This window comes from Enterococcus sp. AZ050, from assembly GCF_051715085.1.
GTDB classification, from domain to species: Bacteria; Bacillota; Bacilli; order Lactobacillales; family Enterococcaceae; genus Enterococcus; species Enterococcus faecalis.
Genome location: NZ_JBIOTC010000001.1, coordinates 333,892 through 356,873 on the forward strand (window position 1 = coordinate 333,892; position 22,982 = coordinate 356,873).

Sequence of the window (22,982 nt, forward strand, 5' to 3'; positions counted from 1 at the left end):
GTTAAGAGCTGTCTCTTACAAACTCAATTCATTTTACTAAAAGAGAAGACCGAAGTAAATTCTTCGGTCTCAATTTTTCTTATTTTTGGACGTTTTCTTCATAATCGCCATTGATACAAACGACTTGTTTGCCGCCTTTAACTTTTTTCTCTACTAAATATTGCCCACATTTTGGACATGGTCGGCCTACTGGTTTGTCCCAAGAAGTGAAGTCACACTCTGGGTACCGACTACAGCCATAGAAAATCCGATTTTTCTTTGATTTCCGTTCAATAACTTGTCCTTCGTGACACACAGGACAAGTCACGCCAATTTCTTTGACAATCGCTTTTGTATTCCGACAATCTGGGAAATTACTACATGCATAAAATTTCCCGTAGCGACCCAGCTTAATCACCATTGGATGTCCACATAGTTCGCAGTCAAAACCTGCTGGTTCATCTTTAATTTGGATTTTTTCAATCTTTTCTTCGGCATTTGTTAATTCTTTTTCGAAGGGCTTGTAGAAACGATCGACAACTTCAACCCATTTTTCTTGACCTTCACCGACTTTATCTAAGTCCGTTTCCATTGTCGCTGTAAAATGTGTATCGACAATTTGTGGGAAAAACTCTGAAACTAGGGAATTCACAATTTCACCTAATTCCGTTGGTTCAAACCGTTTATTCGTTAGCTTCACGTAATAACGCCGTTGAATGGTTTCTAATGTTGGCGCATATGTTGATGGTCGGCCCACACCATTTTCTTCTAAAGTCCGGATTAACGTGGCTTCACTAAAACGAGCCGGTGGTTGAGTAAAGTGTTGTTTCGGTTCGATATCGACCGATTTAACAACGTCACCTTCTACTAATTCAGGTAAAATATTTTCTTTGTCTTCTTTACCATCATCGCGTCCTTCAACATATACTTGCATAAACCCTTTAAATTTCACTTTGGAGCCATTGGCAATAAACGTTACGCCGTTTTGTTGAAGCGTGACCTTCATGGTATCTAAAATCGCTGGTGTCATTTGACTAGCAACAAAGCGCGACCAAATAAGAGTATATAATTTTAATTGATCTTTATCTAAATACTTCTTCATTTCATCAGGTGTTCTTAAAACGCTTGACGGACGAACCGCTTCATGGGCATCTTGTGCACCTTGCGTATTTTTTGCTTTGCGGCCGCCATGTGCTGAGAACTCATCTCCGTAGGTCTTTTCAATGAATTCAGCAGCTTCTGCTTTGGCGGAATCGGCAATTCTGGTTGAGTCTGTACGCATGTAGGTAATCAGCCCCACAGTGCCTTGTTTCCCTAAAGCAATTCCCTCATACAATTGTTGCGCAACCATCATGGTTTTACGGGTACGGAAATTTAATTTACGTGCCGCTTCTTGTTGTAAACTACTGGTTGTAAAAGGTAATGCAGGATTACGTTTCCGTTCTTTTTTCTCAACTTTTGTAACATCGTAATCTTTACCGTCAATTCGAGAAGTGATTTCTTTCACCGCTTCTGCATTTGGTAATTTTTTCTTTTTACCATCTACGCCCCAGAAATTTGCTTTGAATTTCTTGCGACCTTTTTGGAAATTCCCATCAATGCTCCAATATTCTTCAGGTTTAAATTCTCGAATTTCATTTTCTCGATCAATAATCATTTTTAAAGCAACAGATTGCACACGACCAGCACTCAAACCTTTTTTGACTTTACGCCATAAAATAGGACTAATCGAGTATCCAACTAAACGGTCTAAAATGCGCCGTGCTTGTTGTGCATCAACTAAATCAACGTTGATGGTTCTAGGTTCTTTAAATGCCGCTTTTACTGCTTCTTTAGTGATCTCATTGAATACCACACGGTTTTTATCTTTTAAATCAAGGCCAAGAAGATAAGCTAAATGCCAAGCAATTGCTTCACCTTCTCGGTCCGGATCGGCTGCGAGATAGACTTTTTCAGCTTTTTTTGCAGCCGCTTTTAAACTTTTGATGACATCGCCTTTTCCGCGAATCGAAATATAATGAGGTTCATAATTATTTTCAATATCAATCCCCATTTTACTTTTTGGTAAATCGCGAACGTGACCAACACTGGCAACCACCTTGTAGTTTCTTCCTAGATATTTTTCAATTGTTTTGGCTTTGGCAGGTGATTCTACAATCACGAGATACTTATAGGCCATTCAATTAGCTCCTTTCGTGTTCGCTTTCCTACTATATAATATATGTAAAAAACGCACAAATCGTAATACATCATATGCTATATAGAATAGGTTTGTCAAGACTAGGCTTTCTAACATTTCTGTCATTTCTGTTTGACTGTCCGAATTTATAAATAAAAAATGCCTATGATTTATAGATTTTATCCTAAAGCATTAAAATACCCAAAACATTCCAAATAAAATGAGTCAAGACAGCAGCTTCAAAGCGACCCGTGCGTAGATAGACCCAACTTAACGCTAAACCCATGCCCCAATAAATAATAAAACTACCTATATCTGTGGGCGTGTGCACAAGTGCAAATAAAATAGAAGAAACGAGTATGCCTATTTTTGAAGCTGGCTTGAAAAACGCTTGAATCCCGACACGAAAAATTCCCTCTTCGAAAATTGGCCCAATCACACCTGCAAAAATAAGTATAAGCCCTTTAGGAATGGCTTGGACAATTTCTTCAACACTTTGTTGGTTAGAGGTCGTCTCTAGTCCTTCCAGACGTAATAAGAAATCACCAAGTATTCCCACACAAACGATTATCACCAAACCTAACAAGACCACTGGCAAGGTTTCTTTGATTCCTAAAAAAGTCCAAGTTATGAGCTTTTTCTTTTTCAAAAAAGCAACAAATAGATAGACGAAATAGGCACCAAGTCCAACAGCCACTAATCCACTAACAAAGCGAAACCAAAAATTTTCTGTAGAAAATTGAACAACTGAGACCATCATCAAAGGAATTTGATCCAAAATCAAAAAGCCCAGTAGCTGCATACCAAACAACCATCTTTTTCTAACAACCGTTTCCATTTAGACACTCCTAACTACCAACCAAAAGATTAAAATCTGATTAAATAGTACCGAAGTGAACGTAGGTTGTCAATTCACAATTAGTAAAAGTCACAATTCTTCACAAATATCATCAATTGTCTGAACACATTTAGCGCCGTCCTGAATTAATTCATGGCAGCCTGTTGAAAAAGACTGGAAAATACTTCCCGGTACGGCAAATACCTCGCGCCCATAATCCATCGCCGCTTGTGCAGTAATTAAAGAGCCACTATTCTTACGAGCTTCCATCACGCAGACCCCTAAAGATAATCCAGCAATAATGCGATTACGTGCAGGAAAATGATATTTTTTCGGCCCACTCCCATTCACATATTCTGTTAAAACAAGCTGATTCTGCTTCATAGTTTGCTGTAATTCTTTCTTTTCATACGGATAATATACATCTAATCCAGTGCCTAAAATTCCAATTGTCTGACCCCCGTTCTGGATGGCCATCTCATGACTACGACTATCGATACCTTTGGCAAGACCACTGACGATAGTGAACCCTTCTTTGACTATTTTAGGAACCAGAGCTTCAGTCACTCTTAACCCATACGAAGTGGCATAGCGAGCGCCGACGATGCCAATTTTCCTTCTGCTCAACAATTGTAAATTTCCTCTATAAAAAAGAATTGCTGGTGGATTATAAATTTCTCGTAATAATTTAGGATAGACGGCATCTAAAATTGTCATAAATTGGTGTTGGCATTGTCGTATATATAACGCTTCACTATGAATCGTATGGTGTAACCAAGATTGTTCAAATAATTCACGATATTTCTTGATTTCAGCGATTCTAATAATTTCTGTACTGGAAAAATCAACACGCTTTTGTGCGATAGCTTCTTGTAACACTTTTAAGATACCTAAATTGCCAATTCCTTGGCATACCGCTAATTTAAATAATAATTGTCGTTGTAAAATTTCCAACAAAAAACACCTCTTTCACATCTTCTTATAATAAGAATACGTAAAAAAAGTGTTTTATTTTTAAATCATATCTTTTATTGGCGCAAACGTACGTCGATGAATGGGAGTTACACCGTATTTTTCTAACCCGAGAAGATGTTCTTTTGTTCCATAGCCTGCATTGTTTTTAAATCCATATCCAGGATATAATTCATCATATTCTTCCATTAATCGATCTCTTGTTACTTTTGCAATAATACTGGCTGCTGCAATCGAAATGGAGCGTGCATCCCCTTTAATCAAACTTTCTTGTGGTTGGGGAACGTCTAACTGCATTGCATCAATTAACAAATAATCTGGTGCAAAAGCTAAATCGTCAATTGCCATTTTCATCGCTTGTTTAGTTGCTTGATAAATATTAATTTGATCAATGACTCCTTGATCAGCGATACCTAACCCGATAGCGACAGCCTGTTCTTGAATCTGGTTATATAACGTTTCCCGTTTTTTAGCAGATAGCTTTTTTGAATCATTTAAGCCTAATAATTGACAATCCTTCGGTAAAATAACTGCAGCTGTCACAACAGGACCAGCTAATGGTCCGCGGCCTACTTCATCAATTCCCGCAATTAAACGATGGCCTTTTTTATAGGCCGCTTCCTCAAATTGACTCATTTCTTTAAAAAGTTGCCACTCTTTTTCTTTGGCTAACTGGCGACGTTCCCATTGTTTGATCGCTTGTTGCACTCCTGAACGTTCATCTTCTCGCCAGCTTGCTAATCGTTCATCGGTTGCATCAGTGACCGTTAACAGCGCTTCTTTGATTACCTGAATCGACTCTTTTGCCATGTTATTCGTCTCCTAGTTCTTCCCAGCGGTCCAAAGTATACGTACCTAATTTTCCACTGCGAATTTCTAAAATAATCATTTCGCTGGCTCGATTATAATCATCTCTAAAACCACGTTTTTGGCTAATTAACATCAACTGTTCTGGGGCAGGTAAAAATAGCTCTTCCTCTGTTAAACCATATCGTTCCGTTAAACGTTGTGGATAAAAACGTGCAAAAAATTCTAATCCATAAATCGCCAAATCATCTAAATGCAATAATTGATCTTTTATAGCGCCAGTTAAAGCTAATTTTTTCCCAATTTCTTCATCTTCAAATTTTGGCCAGAGAATTCCTGGTGTATCCAGTAATTCCAATTGGGAACCAGAGCGTAACCATTGTTGGCCTTTTGTCACGCCTGGCTTGTTCCCAGTTTGCGCAATTTTTTTTCCGACTAAACGATTCATTAAAGTTGACTTACCAACGTTGGGAATCCCAATACACATTGCGCGAATCGCACGCGGTTTCAAGCCTTTCGCCTGTTCACGAGCCAATTTTTCTTTTAACGCTTCCTTGGCTGCTGGCACAATTTTATTGATTCCTTTATTTTGTTGGGCATTGATGACTAGGGTTTGGTATCCTTTCTTTTGAAAGTAATGTTGCCATTTTTTATTTTGGTCGTTATCTGCTAAGTCCCCTTTATTTAAAAGGACTAATCTTGGTTTTTGTTGGACAATTTGGTCCATCATTGGGTTACGGGAAGAAAGCGGTAACCGCGCATCAACTAGTTCAAATACAATATCGACATATTTGATTTTTTCAGAAACTTCTCTTCTTGCTTTGGCCATATGGCCGGGAAACCATTGAATGGTCATAATCTGTTCAAATCCCTTCTTTAACACATTGTTTCTTTGATTCAATTCTTCAACGAGTCCTGTGTTCCGCGTAGATTCTTGCGAAAAAACACCTTCTCTAGTTTAACATATTTTTCACGGATTTGATTTATTTTCTGCAGTGTTCTTTAAAAAACAAAAAGGCTGAGACAAACTCACTTTGGATTTTGTCTCAGACTTATACACTGGCAAAGTATAGAAAGAAGTAGGTCAAGCTCTTCTCAAGCCTGACTCAAGAATATTTCTGTTTTTACTCGTTATTTCGCATGAAGTAAATTTTCTTTACAATGAATTAACTCTGTTAAAAACTGACAGTACGGTGTAGCAATCCCATAAGCTTTCCCTTTGCGAACAATTGCTCCATTGATATAATCAATTTCGGTTAAACGATGATTGGTTATTAAGTCCTGATACATCGATGGATGGTGCAAACCAATTGTTTCTCGATTATAACACGAGCGGATTTGTTGAAGAACTGCTTGTTTATCTAACGTAACTTGTTCCGCTTCAGCGACTGCTAAAAATTCATTAACTATTTGTTGAACAATTTGATCTGCTTGCTCTGTTTCGCCAAAGTCTGCCATATTACAATCCAACAAAGTACATAAACCATTCATTGTTCCATTTACACAGGCCTTCTTATAAATGGATGATAAAATATTCTCAGAATAACGTGCATTTAAGCCAGCGTTATTTAATACCTTAATGACTGCTTCTGCTGCTTGTTCACTTTGCGCTCCTAAATTTTGTAAATCAATAGAACCATTGCCAAATAATTTTACTTTGCCCGGTCCTTCTAACCCAGCGGTCCACATTGTGTTTCCTAATAAAATATTTTCGTATGGCACGTATTTTTTGATAATATCTTCGTGCCCAATTCCATTTAACAAGCATAAAACTTTCGTATTTTTATTAAGGAAATGTTCTAATGCTTCAAGCATTCCTTCCAGTTGCATTGCTTTTGTAAATAGAATAACTAAGTCTGCTGTAAAATCGATGCTTGCTACTTCTGTCTGAGGATAGATAGGAATTTTAGCGGTCACCACTTCGCCATTAAAATCAGCAACTAACCCGTTTTTTCTTATTGCTTCAATATGTTCTGGCCAACCATCAACAAAAATAACGTCATTTCCTGCTTGATGTAACATTAGTCCAAAACGACTGCCCATAGCGCCAGCACCTGCGATAATAATCTTCATTTCTTTTCCTCCGTTCAATTTTTTATTTTTAGGTAAAAATCTGCTAAGAAAATCTCTATCTCTTACTTTTATAGCAATAAAAAGGCAAAACATATGTTATATTATAAGTGATCTATTTGTTATTTTTTATCCAAGCACATTTGTGTAAGCGCTTTTAAAAAGAAAGGGAGTTTCTGATGAATATTCAGCTTTTAAAGTACTTCATTGAAATTGTTAATACCCGCAGTTTATCGGCGGCCGCTCGCAATTTATTTGTCACCCAACCAACACTTTCTTTAGCATTGAAAAAAATGGAATCTGAGTTAGGCACAGCGTTGTTTGATCATTCTGATCAACCGTTTCAATTAACCGATACAGGTCTTTATTTATATGAACATGGCCAAGAAGTTGTTTTTCAATTCGATCAATTGGTAACAGATATTCGTGAAATGAACCAGAAACCAGTTAAAAAGCAATTGCGTTTAGGCTTAACTACTTTATTTGCTGTACAATTTATGAAAGAAATTTCACGATTTTTAACAACCCATCCACATGTGAATTTAATATTACAGCAAGATGGCTCGCCAAAATTACAAACGATGTTAGCAAATAAAGAAATTGATATGGGGCTAATTTCTTTCCCAAATACCTTACCTGAAATTATTCATATTGAACCTTTAGAAACGACTACCAAAGGCTACCATGTTTATGTCGTGGTACCAGAATCAAATCCTCTCTCTCAACATGAAAAATTAACTTTTAAAGATTTGAAAGATCAACGATTTTCATCGTTAAGTGATAATTTTATGATGTGTTGGTGTAAAGTTTGTGACATCTTTTCTAGTAATCCGACCATCACGACCTGTCCCTGTAACTTGTGTTAAATCAATCTTTTTTTCTTGGGCAATTTTAAGGACTGCTGGGGAATAACGACCATTATTTTTTTGATGGGACGTCGCAGTGCTTGTTGTTTCAACCGTTTCATGTTCTTGTGCTTGTTCCGCACTTGCTTCTTTCACTGGTGCTAAAGTAGCTTCTTCTGTTTTTTCGGTTGTTTCTTCTGTCTCTAACGTCATCACCGCTGTTCCGATGGGCACATCTGTATCTAGAGAAATCAGAAATTCTTTTACTACACCATCAAAATCTGATGGGACTTCCGTGGTGACTTTATCAGAAACGACTTCCATTAAGGGATCATAGCGTTTCACTGAATCTCCTGGTTTAACTAACCATTGGACAATGGCTGCCTCTGTGACACTTTCGCCTAGATGAGGCATTTTGATTTCTTTTGTGGCCATTTATTTTTTCCTCCTTGCTTCAATTAAAATTCTGCTAATTCTTTCATTGCTGCTAATACTTGCTCTTCATTGATTAAAAATTCTCTTTCTAAAGGTAATGCATAAGGCATGCTTGGACAATCAGGTCCTGCAAGTCGTTGAATCGGTGCATCTAAATCAAAGAGAGCATCTTCTGAAATCATTGCCGCAATTTCACTCATCACGCTGCCTTCTTTATTGTCTTCTGTTACGAGTAAGACCTTCCCTGTTTTCTTAGCTGCAGCTACTAATGTTTCGCGATCTAAAGGATATAATGAGCGAACATCGACGATTTCGGCATCAATTCCTTCAGCGGCTAGTTTTTCCGCCGCAGCTAAAGCTAATTGCAAGGTCATGCCGTAACTAATCACGGTTAAATCACTACCCGTTCTAACGACATTGGCTTTGTCAATTGGTACGATATAATCATCTGCAGGCACTTCATCTTTTAGTAAACGATATAAACGCTTATGTTCGTAAAAAATGACTGGATCATCGGAACGAATCGCTGCTTTAATCATCCCTTTTGCATCATAAGGATTAGAGGGGGTCACCACTCTTAATCCTGGTTGTCCACAAAAAACTTTTTCTGTAGACTGAGAATGATACAGCCCACCACGAACACCGCCGCCATAAGGTGTCCGATAAACGATTGGCGCAGTCCAATCGCCTTTTGTTCTATAGCGCATTGTCCGAGCCTCTGATAACAATTGATTGGTTGCAGGCAAAATGTAATCCGCAAATTGAAATTCACCAATTGCGCGATAGCCCATTAAACCTAAGCCGACAGCTAAACCACCAATTAAGCCTTCTGTTAACGGTGTATTAAAACAACGCTCGTCACCGTATTTAGCAGCCAAGCCCTTTGTTACACCGAACACGCCGCCTTTGTCGCCGCCGACATCTTCTCCAAAAATAACTACTTTTTCATCACGAGCCATTTCTTCAGAAATTCCTAAGTTAATTGCTTCTAAATAAGTCATCTCAGCCATTATATTTCTTCTCCTCTTCTCTTATTTTGCATACACTTCTTCTAAAATTGATGTCGGTACAGGATCTGGCATTGCTTCTGCTTCATCCGTTGCTTGATTGATTTCTGCACGAATTTCTTCATCAATTTTGGAAATGTCTTCGTCTGTTAAATAGCCCTCTTCTAATAATTGTTTTTCAAAAAGCTTCACTGCATCGTTCTTTTTCATCTCTTCAATTTCTTCTTTTGAACGATAAACAGATTGATCATCGTCAGCGGAATGAGAAGTCAAGCGAGAAACCATTAATTCAATCAATTTTGGTCCTTTTTTCTCGCGAGCCGCTTTTACTGCTTCTTTAAATGCTAGATAGACTTCAGTAAAATCACTACCATCAACGGTTACACCTTCAAAGCCATAAGCTTTCGCGCGATCGGCCATTCGTTTATTGGCATACTGTTCTTCAATTGGGACAGAAATCGCATATTCATTATTTTCAACCACAAAAATGACTGGTAATTTTTTTACGCCTGCAAAGTTCATAGCTTCTTGGACTTCTCCTTGATTGGCAGAGCCTTCCCCAGTGGTGGTCAATGCAACAAAATCAGCTTTTTGAAGTTGCGCTGCATAACCAACACCTGTCGCTAATGGCATTTGTGTACTTACTGTTGAAGAGAAGGAAACAATATTATGCTCTTTTGAACCATAATGATTCGGCATTTGACGACCATGGGAAGAAGGATCCGCTTCTTTTCCAAAAGAACCCATTAAAATATCTTTGGAGGTCATGCCCCAAACCAAGCACGCGGTCATATCACGATAATACGGTAAAAAATAATCTTTTTGAGGATCAAAAGCCATCGCTACTTGTGCAACTTCTGCCCCTTGACCAGAAATATTGAAAGAGGTCTTACCAATCCTTGTTAATTGCCACAACCGTTCGTCTAAACGACGTCCTCGTAGTACTTGACGATATGCCTGAATCAATTCTTCTTTTGATAAACCCGATTTTTTAAGCGTTTTCATTTTCATCAACCTTTCTCTATTTGTGAATCGCTAAGCCATAAGTATCTAAGGCTGCTTCTTGCAATACTTCTGTCATTGTTGGATGCGCGTGGATTGCTTCACCAATTTCAATGGGCGAGGCATCTAAATACATGGCAGTACTTGCTTCGGCAATTAAATCCGTGACATGTGGCCCAATCATAGAAACCCCTAATAAATCATCGGTCTTCTTGTCACGAATTACTTCTATAAAGCCATCTGTTTCTCCATAAACAAGTGATTTACCATTACCATTAAAATTAAAGGTGCCAATCACTACTTCTTTATCTTCTGGTAAAGTTTCTCTAGTATAGCCGACACTTGCTATTTCAGGATTTGTATAAACACCTCGAGGCACGTTTGTATAATTTAAAGGTTCCACTGTCTCGCCTAAAAGATGCTGAACAGCTAACTCTCCTTCTTTCATAGCCACATGGGCTAGTTGAAGTGTATCGATACAATCACCAATCGCATAAATATGTCCTTCTGTGGTTTGATAAAATTCATTTACTTCAATGCCTTTGTCAGTATATTTCACTGAGGTATTCTGTAACCCTAACTTATTGATATTGGGTTGACGACCAATTGCTACCATGACTTTGTCAACAGTGAGGCTTTCTTGTCCTGCAACTTCTACTTGAACCTTTTGTCCAGTAACTTTCGCTTCTTGGACTTTGCTACCTAATAAAATGTTAATTCCTCGTTGCTCTAAACGTTTCTTTAATTCTTTAGAAATTGTTGCACTTTCATTTATAAGTAACCGATCCAAAAATTCAATGATAGTTACGTTGACACCTAAACTATTTAATAAAGAAGCCCACTCGACACCAATAACGCCACCACCAATAATTGCAATTGATTCTGGTAGCTCTTCTAATTCAAGCATCCCATCAGAAGATAAGATAAATTCTTCATCCAGTGGCAAATTAGGTAACGTTTTAGGACTAGAGCCTGTCGCAATAATGACATTTTTAGGAACGATAATTTCTTCTTCTCGTGTTGGATCATTAAACGTAACTGCCACTGCGCCAGAGACTGGTGAAAAAATGGAGGGACCTAAAATCGCACCTTCGCCTGCTAAAATTTTGATTTTATTTTTCTTGCATAAGCCTTCAACACCTTTGTGCAACTGCTCAACAATTCCTTCTTTTCGTTGTTGTATTTTAGAAAAATCAATGGACGCTGCCTCTGTTTCAATCCCAAAAGAAGCCGCTTGTTTTAAGGTATCAAAAACCTCTGCGCTTCTTAATAAAGCTTTTGTAGGGATACAGCCTTTGTGCAAACAAGTGCCACCTAATTTGTATTTTTCAACAATTGTGACATTTAGCCCTTTTTGTGCGGCTCGAATTGCTGCTACATAGCCTCCTGTTCCGCCACCTAAAATCAGTAAATCTGTTTGTTCCGCCATTTTGATCACTCCTGCTCAATTTTTGCTTCACTATAATTTAAAGCTTGTTCTTCCCCTGTTAATACTCGATTGACGCCTTCATATAAAGCAGCCATCTCCATTTCACCTGGGTAAACCTTAATTGGTGCAATCCAAGTGACTTTTTGACTAATTTCTTGAACAACGGTTTGCGAATAGGCTGCGCCCCCTGTTAAAATAATTGCCTCAATTGTGCCTTCAAGAACCACGGCCATCTCGCCAATACTTTTTGCGATTTGGTAACACATTCCTTTTAAATAGTAATTTGCTGTTTGATCACCTGCAGCTATTTGTGCTTGGATATGCCGTAAATCTGTTTCACCTAGGTATGATTTAAGGCCGCTATTACCCGCAATTAGCTTTTTCACTTGGCTAATCGTTAACTCCTGTTCAAGTATCCATTGCGCAAATTCAACGAGCGGTAAGGCACCACTGCGTTCTGGCGTATAAGGACCTTCACCATCAAGCCCATTTACCACATCCACCATGCGGCCTTTTTGATGCGCCCCCAAGCTAATGCCCCCACCTAAATGAACAACGATAAAATTGCTTTGCTCATATGTTTTCCCTAAATCCTCAGCGATTTTTCGAGCGACCGCTTTTTGATTTAAGGCGTGACCAACGCTACGCCGGTGAATGCCTTTTAATCCGGAAATCCTGGCTAATGGCTGTAGCTCATCTACAACAACAGGATCGACAATAAAGGCTGGCACGTGATATTTTTCTGCAAACTCATTAGCTAAAATCGCCCCTAAATTTGAAGCATGGGTATTAAAGCGTTCTGTCCGCAAGTCTTCTAGCATTTGTTGATCGACAAGATACGTACCGCCAGGAATAGGCTTAAGCAAACCACCACGCCCCACGACAGCGGCTAATTGTGTGATGTTATGTGTTTCTAAAAATTCCGCGATCATTTGTTTTCGAAATGGTGTTTGACTGACAACATTTTCAAAAGGTGCCAATTCTTGGACGCTATGTCTAAGCGTTTCTTCCGCCAAGCAATCATGATTAGCAAAAAGCGCTAACTTAGTGGAGGTCGAGCCAGGATTAATAACCAATACTGTTTCCATTGTTTTCTGCTCCTTTTTTTAAACTTGTCTCATGGCAAATCTTAATGAATGGAATTTGCTTTCTGTCGAATCGCTTCTAGATGTTAAAACGACTGGGACTTTTGTGCCAACAATCGTTCCTCCCACCTTGGCGTGCCCAAACAAGGTTAATGATTTGTATAAACAATTTCCAACATCAATAGTTGGGACCACTAAAATATCTGCATCCCCCATGATAGGACCGCTGTAACGTTTATGCGCAACCGCTTCTTCAGAGGTCGCTAAATCAAGCGAAAGTGGCCCAAAAACCGTAGCCTCTTGTTGATCATTAAAATGTGCCGTGACTTCTTTTGCTAAAACAGACGAAGGCATTTTAGGATTGAAATTTTCCGCTGCGCTTAACAAAGCAATTTTCGGGTGATGCAGTCCCAATTTTTGGGCGACTTCTTTAGCATTTTCAACAATTTCAATGAGGGTCGCTTGAGTGGGAGCGATATTCATCGCACAATCGGTTAACAAGAAGGTTTTTCCTGCAGGCAGCTCCACCATTGCTACATGGGAAAGAATCGGTTTATTTTTTAATTGATGCTCACTTTTCAACATTTCTTTTAGTAATGTGTGGGTCTGAATAATTCCTTTCAATAAAATTTGTGCTTGACCAGTTGCAACTAGACTGACAGCTTCCCGTGCTACCGCGGCCTCATCTGAGCAATGAACATATTTCCAGAGATTTTCAGTATCAAGATTTTCGTTTGTATCAAATACAATAAACTGCAACGGTTGCTCGGCTTCTTTTAGTGCTTTTTTAACTAACTGTAAAATCTCTGGTTGTGAACCTCCTGCAATTGAAACAGTGATCATTTTCTCACCTCATTTTTTCTTCTTTACACTTTAAATCTACCTTAGTATGTAAGCGCATACAAATTGTTAATTTTTATGTCCTTATTAATATTTTTTATAGAGAAAGAAAAGCTTAGTAAATCAAGCTTTTCTTTCTCTAAACAATTGTTATCTAATTTACTTTTCATGAAAAAACTTCTTTTCTAAGAATGAAAGGAAAACTTATGCTTCGGCACAACTGTTTATTTATGTCAGATCCTAAAGCATGTTATACTTTAGATACTTATTTTTAGGAGGAATTAAATGGCACTACTACTATTCTTTTTGTTTATCGCCCTACTAGGATTTGGTATATTAAAAATTAATAACCGCAGTATCCTCGGCGGTATCACTCTGGCTTCCGGTACCTTATTGTCATTAGTCACCTTACTATTTATCGGATTAGACAAAATTTATTTACATTTTAAGAATGGCGACCTAATTACCTTGGCCATTGCTTATCTATTAATTCCCGCTGTGTTTATCGGCATTTGCCTTTACTTTATTTTTAACTCACGTACGATGCAAACGAAAGAAGGCAAAAGTGTCACGGCTAAATTGTCGGCGGGCTTAGGGCTGAACTTATTAATTGCTTTACCAGCCTTTCTATATTTATTATCAGTTGGCACAGCGCAAATACCTTATGTGCTTTTTCTGTTCTTACTTTTTCTATTGTTAATGGATCTTTTGCTGACCTTTCTATTTGCTGCTTACGTCTTGTATTCATGGATGTACCAAATGATTCCTTTAAAAAAAGCGGTTGATTATATCATTGTTTTAGGTTCGGGAATTCGTAGCGAGGAAGTACCTCCACTTTTGAAGAGTCGGTTAGATAAAGGAATTGAATATTATGAAAAAAATCCCACCGCTAAATTTGTAGTCAGCGGTGGTCAAGGTCCTGACGAACCTGTGGCCGAAGCTTTCGCAATGAAAAAATATTTGCTTTCACAAAATATTCCTGCAGAAGCAATTTTGATGGAGGACCAATCCACAACCACTTATGAAAATATGTTGTTTTCTAAAGCAATAATTCAGGCAGATTGGCAAAAGATGCCGTCTGATTCTAAACAACCCTCTGTTATTTTTTCAACAAATAACTATCATGTCTTACGAGGAGCTATGTATGCCCATCGTGTCGGCTTAAAAGCTGAAGGTGTCGGGGCGCCAACTGCCTTATATTTTTTACCAACTGCTCTAATCCGAGAATACATTGCCTTACTGGTTCATGATAAGCGAATTGTGCTTTTTGTTTTTCTACTTGTCACTCTTCTTTTAGGAATCAGTATCTTACCCATCTAAAAAAACAGCGACTCACATTTTTGTGAGTCGCTGTTTTTATTCTTTTAATATAAAAAGGTTTAATGAACGTAATTGGCTATCAATGCAATCAGCCATAAATGAAGCGGATAGAATCCGTAAAATAAATATTTGAAAAATGGTGCTTTGCTTCCTCTCTCACCATTGTAAAGCGATATAAATGGTAACACAGTGATAAACATAAAATCAGAATTATAAGCTAACATTTCAATTGTCGTTGGCCAATCTCCCAACCATTGAAAACTTGTAACTAAGAAAAAGAGCGCTAATGCACCATATAAACAGTTCCGTAAGACAAGTCTCTTTCTGGCTAAATACGTAATCAACATAAAAGGTAACATCACAATGCCACCTTCAGCAAACATTGCTCCTATTCCTAAAATTGCTAATATACTAATCAATAAAACAATTTTTAAACTGATTTTTGGCATCTCTAGCATCGCTTTTGTCACAATTAACATACTGACACCCAGGGCTAAGGTGAAGAAAATATTGTTGTGAACAGCAACAGCTGGATTATTCACTAAATGATTTAGAAGCGTATTTCCAACAAACATGATTGCTGCCCAAATATACAAACGACCATTGTAACGATAAACATTCCGTGTATAGTTGAACCCTTCTACAGCCATGTAACCAAAAAATACACCGACACAACGAGTAATTACATGAAAAATCAGTGCCCATTCTGGCGGAACAAAATAACTAATATGGTCAAGAACCATTAACCCCATCATCAATAACTTTAAGCGATTTGCGTTCATGAATCGTCTCCTTTATTTTTTCTACAGAAACTATCATATCTTTTTATATAACAGAAAACAACGAACATTCTTGTTAGATTCAACCATTCTTTTTGTCACTTCCGTTAAACTTGGTACCGCAAAGATAAATCTTCAAATAAATAATGTTGGTATTTAAATTGTTCAAAATGAATTTTTCGAATTTCTTGCTTAATGGCTGTTAAGCATTCATCGACCGTCATCAATGATTCTTCTTTCAGAAGCGCCTCTTCTATTAATAATTTGCATTGGCAATCAATCAATAAAAGTTGACTATAGAATGTGTAAAATGTTTCTTTATTTAATTTTTCAATCAAATTTTTAGCTTGATTCTGCAGCTTTTGATAACATTTGGTCAATTTTTGATAATCCATTAAATCAACTAACTGACCTTGTTTTAACATGTTACTAAAGTCTAAATCCCAAAGCATTTCTTTAGTCGGCTGTTGCAATAAATAATACATAGAATGACTACTAATAATTTCAGTGGTCGGTTCTTCAATTGTTTCATAAAAAGTCACAAAATATTCTCGCTCAATCACAGTAATAATTTCTTCTTCTGAAAGCTCACAATCTTCTAAATTTTGATAGAATATCAATAATTTAATCCGCTCATCTATTTTATTCAGCGAAGCGACTAATTCAGGAAAAAGAACCGACTGACAATTCTCTACTAATTCTCTTGCCTTATTTTGTTCATTTTTATAAAAGCTGTATAACTTTTTCCGCTGTTTTAACGAGTTTAATAAGTTATCGGGTATATTCCAGTAATATTGTTTCTTCATAGCATTCCCACTCTTCTTTTTTATGTACAATTTTACAAAATTGGTCTTAGCCAATTTCGTCTCTAGTTATTCTATCAAAAAAGTGACGCTTTTTTACTGACAATAATTACTCGTTTTACGCCCAAAAAGTGAAAACTCAGCTGTTAAGTAATTATTGGGGCTTGTTTCTCGCGGGCCGAAAAAACTTTTTCCTTTTAAAAGTCCAGAAAAAGACCTACACTAGATATAGACATATAGACAAACGTTGGAGGGATTTAAATGGATTTACACTTAACGAATAAATTAGCATTAATTACTGGTTCAACCAAAGGAATTGGCAAAGCAATTGCGATTGAAATGGCTCGTGAAGGGACCGATGTCATTATCAATGGGCGCAATGAAGCCGAAGTAATCAAAGTTGTTGAAGAAATACAAACAATGTTTCCAGACACTCATCCTCAAGCAGGAACTGCCGATATTTCCATTGAAAGTCAACGAACTACTTTACTTGAAAAATTCCCTAAAGTCGACATTTTAGTGAACAATATGGGGATTTTTGAGCCAATGGAATACTGGGACATCGATGACGCCACTTGGGAAAAATTTTTTACTGTGAACGTGTTGTCAGGCAATGCATTAGCAAAAGCTTATCTACCTAAAATGCTTGCACAAGATTTTGGTCGCATTATTTTCATTGCTAGCGAAGAAGCGGTGATGCCTTCTGGCGAAATGCCCCAATATAGCATGACAAAAACGATGAATCTTTCCTTAGCTAAAAGTTTATCTAACTTAACTGTTGGCACACATGTCACCGTTAACACGGTTATGCCTGGCTCAACCCTTACCGAAGGTGTAGAAAAAATGTTGGAAGATATGTACGCTGATTCAGACATTCCCAAAGAGGATTGGGAAAAAGATTTCATGAAAAATCATCGTTCTCGTTCACAAATCCAACGGCTCATTCGACCAGAAGAAATTGGTCGTTTTGTTACCTTTGTGGCCAGCCCAGATTCTTCTTCTTTCTCAGGAGAAGCCTTAAGAATCGATGGCGGCTTAGTTCCAACAATCTTCTAAAATAAACAAAAAAGACAGCCAGCAAAAATTCACATTTTTTGCTGGCTGTCTTTTTAAGCATATTAATTGATTACTTACCAAAAGTAAGTTATATTTATCTCGAATTCGAAATAAAAAGAGGTGAAACAATGACCCAACAGCAAGAAGCTTTAAAAGCCTATATCGGTTTATTAAGAACCAGCCATCGACTAGAGCAACTTGCCAAGCAAGATGTCACTTGTTATGACTTAAACATTACAGAATTTTCAGTGTTAGAGCTGTTACTCCATAAAGGTCCTCAGACCATCCAAAAAATTAAGGAGAAAATTTTAATTGCTAGCAGTAGCACCACTTATGTTATTGACCAATTACATAAAAAAGGCTATGTAACGCGCACCCCCAGTGAAAAAGACCGACGCATTACTTACGTCGAATTAACAGAAGCTGGAAAAACATTAATTGAAGAAATTTTTCCGATGCATGCAAAGCGAATTGCAGAAGCATTTGAACAACTCTCTTCCGAAGAATTAACACTTCTTCAAAAAACTTTACGAAAAATAACAAATGAAACGAAATGAGGAAATAATGATGAAAAAAGAAGATCAATTATTAGGAATCCACCACGTTACGGCTATGACAAGTGATGCAGAAAAAAACTATCACTTCTTTACAGACGTTTTAGGGATGCGTTTAGTCAAAAAAACAGTGAATCAAGATGATATCTATACTTACCACACCTATTTTGCCGATGATTTGGGTACACCAGGTACAACCATGACCTTTTTCGATTTTCCCAATAACCCTAAAGGATTAAAAGGAACCAATACAATTTCAAGAACAGGGTTCCGGGTTCCTTCAGATGCAGCTTTGACTTATTATGAAAATCGCTTCAATGAATTTGCTGTCAAACACACAGGTATTTCTGAAGAATTTGGCAAAAAAGTCCTTCGCTTCTGGGATTTTGATGATCAAGCGTATCAATTAATCTCTGATGAATTAAATCAGGGCGTTGCAGCGGGCACCCCTTGGAAAAAAGGACCTGTCCCTACAGAATTTGCGATTTATGGCTTAGGACCTGTCGAAATAGCTATTTCCTATTTTCATGAATTCAAAGAAGTCTTTGAAGAAATTCTAGGCTTTCACGTAGTGGCACAAGAAGGCAATCGCTATTTACTAGAAGTTGGCCAAGGTGGCAATGGTGCCCAAGTCATTTTGGTAGACGATGATACTAGCTCACAAGCGCAACAAGGATATGGTGAAGTACATCACGTTGCATTCCGCCTAGCGGATCGTAAATCACTTGGGACTTGGCAAGCGCTCTTTGATCATTTAGGCTTACAAAACTCTGGCTATGTCGATCGTTATTACTTTGAATCATTGTATGTTCGTATTGGGCATATTTTAGTCGAATTAGCCACCGATGAACCAGGATTTATGGGGGATGAACCTTACGAAACATTAGGAGAAAAGTTATCTCTTGCGCCATTTTTAGAAAACCGTCGTGAGTATATTGAGAGTGTGATCAAGCCTTTCAATACAAAACGAGCCTAAGGAGGAAAAAACATGCATTCAATTTTAAAAAAAGGACATCCTGAAGCACCTGTCTTTGTGCTACTTCACGGTACAGGTGGTGATGAAACATCTCTCCTGCCAATTGCCCAAGAACTAAATAAACAAGCTACTGTGCTAAGTATTCGTGGTGATGTTTCAGAAAATGGAATGAATCGTTATTTTAAGCGCCTAGCGGAAGGTCATTATGACTTAGAAGATCTAGAAAAACGCGGCGAGGCGCTTCATAAGTTTATTCAACAAGCCGCTAACGAGCATCAATTTTCATTGGATAAAATTATTTTTATTGGCTATTCAAATGGGGCCAATATCGCTATTCAATTATTGCTTACTCATCCCGATAGTTACCATCAAGCTGTCCTCTATCATCCCATGTTTCCTGTTGAATTGACCAATCAACCAGACTTGACCGACACTTCTGTTTTATTATCTCTAGGAGAGCATGACCCGATTGTCCCACTTCCTGAAAGTATGCGTGTGATTCAATTATTTCAGAATCATGGAGCAACCGTACAAGAGGTTTGGACACAAAGTCATCAATTAACTTATCAAGAAATTAAGGAAACACAAACTTGGTTGGCACATCTGCCCTCTTAACAAAAAAGTGAGGTCGGGACAGAACCGTTTAGCTCCGAGAAATAAGAAGAAATTTCCGAAAATTGCTCTTTAATTTTTGGAGAATTTCGGCTTATTTCCGAAGGAGTTAGTTCTGTTCCCGCCGTTTATCAGGTTTTGAGCCTGGGACAAAAATCTCTTTGGATTTTTGTCCCAGGCTCACTTTTTCTATTTTAAGATAATTCACTGTCTGAGCTTCTTTTTATTCTGCCATTTGAACAACTATTTTACCAACTGCATGGTGCGTTTCACTGAGTGCATGTGCATCATAAATCCCTTGTCTAGAAAAAGGGAAAACTTCACCAATAATTGATTTCACTTTTCCAGCTGCCATCAAATCAGCAATTTTTTGTAATTGTTCTCCATTTGGTTGAAGCCAAATACTTTCAGCAGAAATATTTTTTTCGGCTGCCAATTGTTTATCTTCAATGCCCACAATTGAAACAAGACGACCTGTGTTTGGTTTTAAGACGTCAAAACTATTTTTTTGAACCTCACCACCCATTGTATCAAAGACCAAATCAACATCAGTTAATACCTCTACAAAATTCGTTGTATGATAATCAATCACTTCATCTGCACCAATTTTTTTCAGTAAGGCATGATTTTTTGCGCTAGCGGTCGTGATGACATGTGCGCCCGCTTCTTTTGCTAGTTGAATCGCATAAGTACCGACCCCACCTGCACCAGCATGAATTAAAACAGTTTCTCCTTCTTTAAGGTGACCATGATCAAACAATGCTTGCCAAGCGGTTAAACCAGCCAACGGAACGGCAGCCGCTTCTTCAAAGCTAATTGTTTCAGGGATTTTTGCTAATAAATGATCATCCACAATCGTTACTTCTGCATAGGTACCAAAACGAGTGGTTTCAGGACGAGCAAAAACTTTATCGCCAACTTGCCAATCCGTTACTTGACTCCCCACCTCTGTAATCACACCAGCGACATCCCAACCAAGAATAATCGGAAAGGACCAATCAAACATCTGTTTTAAATATCCTTCACGCAATTTCCAATCAATCGGATTAATTGATGTCGCGTATTCTTTTACCAACACTTGATGTTCCGATAATTCTGGCAGTGTTACTTCTGCTTCTTCAAGTACCTCTTTACTTCCGTACTGATTAATCACAACAGCTTTCATAAACCAACTTCCTCTCATTTGTTTCATTTTTCACACTTTTAGTATACGCCTATTGCCTTCTTTTTATATAAGAATATGCTTTAGTTAAATTGAGAGAAAGTAGCTGTTTTTAGTCTATTATTCATAACGTAAAGATTCAATTGGATCTAATTTGGCTGCTCTTCGAGCTGGTAAAGTTCCTGCTAAAAAAGCAATAAACATAATAACTAAGATAATCATTAGTGAAGATGGCAATGAAAATTGAATTAATTTAAATCCTGTTAAAGCCTTTAAAAAAGAATCCGTTGCCAAACGATTAACTAAATTTCCAACCCCAACAGCTCCTAAAATGCCTAACATTGAGCCAAAAAAGCCAATTAAAGCCGCCTCAACACTAAAAATTGTAAAGACTTTCCCATTGCTAAGACCCATGGCTTTCATTAAACCAATTTCTCGCGTTCTTTCTTGGACAGACATATACAGCGTGTTAATAATGCCAAAGCTTGCAGCTAACAAGGCAATTGCACCAAACATGGTTAAAACACCAGTGATTGCATTGATTATATTACGAATCATACCAATTTCATCTTCGACAGTAGTCGCTAAATAGCCAGCTTTATCTAAGTCTTTTTTGATGTCCTTAATCTGCTCTGGCGTGCTGTCTTTTTTAACTTCAGCAATAATCATCGCGTATTGATTTTTTAAATGTTCTGGAAGATCTGCTTGATTGATTGAGACAACTTTATCAATCAATACTTTATTCATCAGCGAGAGCCCATTTTGAATGACACTGGTATTTCTAACGCCAACAATTTTTGCTTCAATAACTTGCTCTTGTCCTTTCAAGGAACTTGAGATACCTAATTGAACTGTTTCTCCCACGGCAGCTTTACTAGATGTATAGCCGAGTGCCTTTACATATTCTGGTGACAAATTAATTTCGAAGTCCTGGCTCGTTTGCGAAACTTTACGGCCAGCCGCTAAATCAATGGTCATCTCATCTAGCGCAGAAGTTGCTGAAAATACATATTTATGCTTATCTGCTCCTTTTATATAATCGATAGCAACGGATTTCATTGGTTCCACTGATGTAATATCCGAGATTTTTTTAATCTTCTCAATATCTTTTTCAGCAAGCATACTTTGTTGTTGAATCGTACTGGTTTTTTTCTCTGGATTATATTTACTTGGTTCTGTTCCGTTACCAACATTCATCTCCATTTTTGGCTGAATAAATAGCTGATTTGCACCACCGACACTGCCGACTTGTTTGTCAATATAATCATTTACACCAATATTGACTCCTGTAGTTAAAGCTATGGTAAATGCTCCAATAAAGATTGCAATAATGGTCAATACGGTTCGGCCTTTATTACGCATTAAATTGGTACTAGCTGATTTTAAAATATCTCTAAATTTCATTTACTCATCTCCTCCTACAATCAAGCCGTCTCGAACATGAACTTGCCGATCACAACGTGCTGCTAAATCTGGATCATGTGTCACAATAATTAAGGTAATTCCTTTATTTTTATTTAAATCAAATAATAATTCTTCAATTTTCTTCCCAGTGGCAGAATCTAAATTTCCTGTAGGTTCGTCCGCAAAAATAATTTGCGGATTATTAACTAAAGCACGCGCTATGCATACCCGTTGTTTTTGACCACCAGATAAATTATTCGCTTTGTTTTGAACTTTATCTTCCAAACCGACTGCTTTTAACGCATCTAAAGCCATCTTTTTCCTCTTGCTACCGGAAATTCCACCAATTTTTAATGGTAAAAGAACATTATTTAAAACTGTATCCTTGGCATTCATAAAGAATTGTTGAAAAACAAAACCAAATTCTTCATTTCTCGTTTTATTCAGCACTTTCTTTCTAATACTAGTAACATTTTTACCATTTAAATAAATATCTCCTGAAGTTGGTTGATCTAACAATGCCAAAATGTGCATAAATGTTGATTTCCCAGAGCCACTTTTACCAATTATGGCCACAGATTCACCTTTTTCAACTTTTAAATCAACACCTTTTAACGCATCAAATTTTGTTTCGTTCTTTCCATAACTTTTTTTAATATTTTTTGCTTCAATTACCGCCATGTTACCCCTCCATTTTTCATTCTTTGTCGTTTACTTATTTACAAAGTTTTTTACTCTTTTCATACTCCTTTCTTCTCTTTCTATTTTGACGGAAGCCCTTTCCTTTGTCATGGTACTTCCGATGTATCTCTCAATTAAAACAATAAG

Annotated in this window: 21 protein-coding genes and 2 pseudogenes; 6 read left to right on the plus strand and 17 right to left on the minus strand. The window is 37.5% G+C overall.

Features of this window, described 5'->3' with window-relative positions; translation table 11 throughout:
- Window positions 1–79: 79 nt before the first annotated feature.
- The 6 genes from topA to IGJ04_RS01600 form a co-directional block, all read right to left on the minus strand.
- Window positions 80–2,158 carry a type I DNA topoisomerase gene (gene topA, locus IGJ04_RS01575; RefSeq protein WP_438839823.1) on the minus strand — a complete coding sequence of 693 codons (2,079 nt, stop codon included), beginning with the start codon at window positions 2,156–2,158 and terminating at the stop codon, window positions 80–82.
- Between the two features lie 184 nt (window positions 2,159–2,342).
- Window positions 2,343–2,996, minus strand: a complete 654-nt coding sequence (locus tag IGJ04_RS01580) for a CPBP family intramembrane glutamic endopeptidase (protein WP_010828812.1) — start codon at window positions 2,994–2,996, stop codon at window positions 2,343–2,345.
- A 90-nt stretch (window positions 2,997–3,086) separates the two neighbouring features.
- Window positions 3,087–3,950: a DNA-processing protein DprA gene (gene dprA, locus IGJ04_RS01585; protein ID WP_002382350.1), complete on the minus strand. Its 864-nt coding sequence runs from the start codon at window positions 3,948–3,950 to the stop codon at window positions 3,087–3,089.
- A 60-nt stretch (window positions 3,951–4,010) separates the two neighbouring features.
- Complete coding sequence (locus IGJ04_RS01590; RefSeq protein ID WP_010823704.1) at window positions 4,011–4,778, minus strand: ribonuclease HII; 768 nt, start codon at window positions 4,776–4,778, stop codon at window positions 4,011–4,013.
- Window position 4,779: 1 nt separating this feature from the next.
- Window positions 4,780–5,631: a ribosome biogenesis GTPase YlqF gene (ylqF, locus tag IGJ04_RS01595; RefSeq protein ID WP_002357480.1), complete on the minus strand. Its 852-nt coding sequence runs from the start codon at window positions 5,629–5,631 to the stop codon at window positions 4,780–4,782.
- A 275-nt stretch (window positions 5,632–5,906) separates the two neighbouring features.
- Entirely contained in the window at window positions 5,907–6,848 is a 942-nt protein-coding gene (locus IGJ04_RS01600; protein ID WP_002374778.1) for a 2-dehydropantoate 2-reductase, read from the minus strand.
- 176 nt (window positions 6,849–7,024) lie between these two features.
- Between IGJ04_RS01600 and IGJ04_RS01605 the strand changes: the two are divergent.
- A pseudogene (locus IGJ04_RS01605) lies at window positions 7,025–7,639 on the plus strand (LysR family transcriptional regulator); the annotation flags it as partial.
- Here IGJ04_RS01605 and IGJ04_RS01610 read toward each other — a convergent pair.
- The 6 genes and pseudogenes from IGJ04_RS01610 to ptb form a co-directional block, all read right to left on the minus strand.
- Window positions 7,640–8,125 (minus strand): annotated as a pseudogene (locus tag IGJ04_RS01610) (biotin/lipoyl-containing protein); the annotation flags it as partial.
- 23 nt (window positions 8,126–8,148) lie between these two features.
- Window positions 8,149–9,135 (minus strand): alpha-ketoacid dehydrogenase subunit beta, encoded by a 987-nt coding sequence (locus IGJ04_RS01615; RefSeq protein ID WP_002357475.1) that lies wholly within the window; start codon window positions 9,133–9,135, stop codon window positions 8,149–8,151.
- A 21-nt stretch (window positions 9,136–9,156) separates the two neighbouring features.
- Window positions 9,157–10,143, minus strand: coding sequence for a thiamine pyrophosphate-dependent dehydrogenase E1 component subunit alpha (locus tag IGJ04_RS01620; RefSeq protein WP_438840340.1), 987 nt, complete (start codon window positions 10,141–10,143; stop codon window positions 9,157–9,159).
- Between the two features lie 10 nt (window positions 10,144–10,153).
- Window positions 10,154–11,563, minus strand: a complete 1,410-nt coding sequence (lpdA, locus tag IGJ04_RS01625; RefSeq protein WP_010713372.1) for a dihydrolipoyl dehydrogenase — start codon at window positions 11,561–11,563, stop codon at window positions 10,154–10,156.
- A gap of 5 nt (window positions 11,564–11,568) precedes the next feature.
- The gene (gene buk / locus IGJ04_RS01630) at window positions 11,569–12,651 is read right to left on the minus strand and encodes a butyrate kinase (protein ID WP_438839824.1); all 1,083 of its coding nucleotides are present in this window, start codon (window positions 12,649–12,651) and stop codon (window positions 11,569–11,571) included.
- 18 nt (window positions 12,652–12,669) lie between these two features.
- Entirely contained in the window at window positions 12,670–13,491 is an 822-nt protein-coding gene (gene ptb / locus IGJ04_RS01635) for a branched-chain phosphotransacylase (protein ID WP_010823706.1), read from the minus strand.
- 282 nt (window positions 13,492–13,773) lie between these two features.
- Here ptb and IGJ04_RS01640 point away from each other — a divergent pair, with 282 nt between their 5' ends.
- Window positions 13,774–14,808 (plus strand): YdcF family protein, encoded by a 1,035-nt coding sequence (locus IGJ04_RS01640; RefSeq protein ID WP_002382358.1) that lies wholly within the window; start codon window positions 13,774–13,776, stop codon window positions 14,806–14,808.
- Window positions 14,809–14,867: 59 nt separating this feature from the next.
- Here the strand turns inward: IGJ04_RS01640 and IGJ04_RS01645 are convergent, their stop codons facing one another.
- Together IGJ04_RS01645 and IGJ04_RS01650 are read right to left on the minus strand one after the other, a co-directional pair.
- Window positions 14,868–15,590: a TraX family protein gene (locus IGJ04_RS01645; protein WP_002357468.1), complete on the minus strand. Its 723-nt coding sequence runs from the start codon at window positions 15,588–15,590 to the stop codon at window positions 14,868–14,870.
- Between the two features lie 104 nt (window positions 15,591–15,694).
- Complete coding sequence (locus IGJ04_RS01650; protein ID WP_002384475.1) at window positions 15,695–16,447, minus strand: DUF7006 family protein; 753 nt, start codon at window positions 16,445–16,447, stop codon at window positions 15,695–15,697.
- Window positions 16,448–16,651: 204 nt separating this feature from the next.
- On the opposite strand from IGJ04_RS01650, the gene IGJ04_RS01655 reads away from it, so the two are divergent.
- The 4 genes from IGJ04_RS01655 (at window position 16,652) to IGJ04_RS01670 (ending at window position 19,591) form a co-directional block, all read left to right on the plus strand.
- Window positions 16,652–17,446 carry an SDR family NAD(P)-dependent oxidoreductase gene (locus tag IGJ04_RS01655; protein WP_002360217.1) on the plus strand — a complete coding sequence of 265 codons (795 nt, stop codon included), beginning with the start codon at window positions 16,652–16,654 and terminating at the stop codon, window positions 17,444–17,446.
- A gap of 128 nt (window positions 17,447–17,574) precedes the next feature.
- Window positions 17,575–18,003, plus strand: a complete 429-nt coding sequence (locus IGJ04_RS01660) for a MarR family winged helix-turn-helix transcriptional regulator (protein WP_002357464.1) — start codon at window positions 17,575–17,577, stop codon at window positions 18,001–18,003.
- A 10-nt stretch (window positions 18,004–18,013) separates the two neighbouring features.
- Window positions 18,014–18,976, plus strand: a complete 963-nt coding sequence (locus IGJ04_RS01665) for a ring-cleaving dioxygenase (protein ID WP_033596522.1) — start codon at window positions 18,014–18,016, stop codon at window positions 18,974–18,976.
- A 12-nt stretch (window positions 18,977–18,988) separates the two neighbouring features.
- Window positions 18,989–19,591, plus strand: coding sequence for an alpha/beta hydrolase (locus IGJ04_RS01670; RefSeq protein WP_438839825.1), 603 nt, complete (start codon window positions 18,989–18,991; stop codon window positions 19,589–19,591).
- Window positions 19,592–19,811: 220 nt separating this feature from the next.
- Here the strand turns inward: IGJ04_RS01670 and IGJ04_RS01675 are convergent, their stop codons facing one another.
- The 3 genes from IGJ04_RS01675 to IGJ04_RS01685 all read right to left on the minus strand — a co-directional run bounded on the left by IGJ04_RS01675 (window position 19,812) and on the right by IGJ04_RS01685 (window position 22,835).
- Window positions 19,812–20,780, minus strand: coding sequence for an NADP-dependent oxidoreductase (locus IGJ04_RS01675; protein WP_025192033.1), 969 nt, complete (start codon window positions 20,778–20,780; stop codon window positions 19,812–19,814).
- Between the two features lie 90 nt (window positions 20,781–20,870).
- A complete protein-coding gene (locus IGJ04_RS01680) occupies window positions 20,871–22,154 on the minus strand; it encodes an ABC transporter permease (protein WP_438839826.1) in 1,284 nt (427 codons plus the stop codon).
- Entirely contained in the window at window positions 22,155–22,835 is a 681-nt protein-coding gene (locus tag IGJ04_RS01685) for an ABC transporter ATP-binding protein (protein ID WP_002357457.1), read from the minus strand.
- Window positions 22,836–22,982 lie beyond the last annotated feature (147 nt).

What these genes read in the sequence shown, in the direction of transcription:
- ylqF (WP_002357480.1), bottom strand. Translation starts at nt 5,631, where the DNA reads ATGACCATTCAATGGTTTCCCGGCCATATGGCCAAAGCAAGAAGAGAA.
- IGJ04_RS01640 (WP_002382358.1), top strand. Translation starts at nt 13,774, where the DNA reads ATGGCACTACTACTATTCTTTTTGTTTATCGCCCTACTAGGATTTGGT.
- IGJ04_RS01645 (WP_002357468.1), bottom strand. Translation starts at nt 15,590, where the DNA reads ATGAACGCAAATCGCTTAAAGTTATTGATGATGGGGTTAATGGTTCTT.
- topA (WP_438839823.1), bottom strand. Translation starts at nt 2,158, where the DNA reads ATGGCCTATAAGTATCTCGTGATTGTAGAATCACCTGCCAAAGCCAAA.
- IGJ04_RS01620 (WP_438840340.1), bottom strand. Translation starts at nt 10,143, where the DNA reads ATGAAAATGAAAACGCTTAAAAAATCGGGTTTATCAAAAGAAGAATTG.
- IGJ04_RS01685 (WP_002357457.1), bottom strand. Translation starts at nt 22,835, where the DNA reads ATGGCGGTAATTGAAGCAAAAAATATTAAAAAAAGTTATGGAAAGAAC.
- ptb (WP_010823706.1), bottom strand. Translation starts at nt 13,491, where the DNA reads ATGATCACTGTTTCAATTGCAGGAGGTTCACAACCAGAGATTTTACAG.
- IGJ04_RS01675 (WP_025192033.1), bottom strand. Translation starts at nt 20,780, where the DNA reads ATGAAACAAATGAGAGGAAGTTGGTTTATGAAAGCTGTTGTGATTAAT.
- IGJ04_RS01680 (WP_438839826.1), bottom strand. Translation starts at nt 22,154, where the DNA reads ATGAAATTTAGAGATATTTTAAAATCAGCTAGTACCAATTTAATGCGT.
- buk (WP_438839824.1), bottom strand. Translation starts at nt 12,651, where the DNA reads ATGGAAACAGTATTGGTTATTAATCCTGGCTCGACCTCCACTAAGTTA.
- IGJ04_RS01655 (WP_002360217.1), top strand. Translation starts at nt 16,652, where the DNA reads ATGGATTTACACTTAACGAATAAATTAGCATTAATTACTGGTTCAACC.
- IGJ04_RS01615 (WP_002357475.1), bottom strand. Translation starts at nt 9,135, where the DNA reads ATGGCTGAGATGACTTATTTAGAAGCAATTAACTTAGGAATTTCTGAA.
- IGJ04_RS01600 (WP_002374778.1), bottom strand. Translation starts at nt 6,848, where the DNA reads ATGAAGATTATTATCGCAGGTGCTGGCGCTATGGGCAGTCGTTTTGGA.
- IGJ04_RS01660 (WP_002357464.1), top strand. Translation starts at nt 17,575, where the DNA reads ATGACCCAACAGCAAGAAGCTTTAAAAGCCTATATCGGTTTATTAAGA.
- IGJ04_RS01665 (WP_033596522.1), top strand. Translation starts at nt 18,014, where the DNA reads ATGAAAAAAGAAGATCAATTATTAGGAATCCACCACGTTACGGCTATG.
- IGJ04_RS01590 (WP_010823704.1), bottom strand. Translation starts at nt 4,778, where the DNA reads ATGGCAAAAGAGTCGATTCAGGTAATCAAAGAAGCGCTGTTAACGGTC.
- IGJ04_RS01670 (WP_438839825.1), top strand. Translation starts at nt 18,989, where the DNA reads ATGCATTCAATTTTAAAAAAAGGACATCCTGAAGCACCTGTCTTTGTG.
- lpdA (WP_010713372.1), bottom strand. Translation starts at nt 11,563, where the DNA reads ATGGCGGAACAAACAGATTTACTGATTTTAGGTGGCGGAACAGGAGGC.
- IGJ04_RS01580 (WP_010828812.1), bottom strand. Translation starts at nt 2,996, where the DNA reads ATGGAAACGGTTGTTAGAAAAAGATGGTTGTTTGGTATGCAGCTACTG.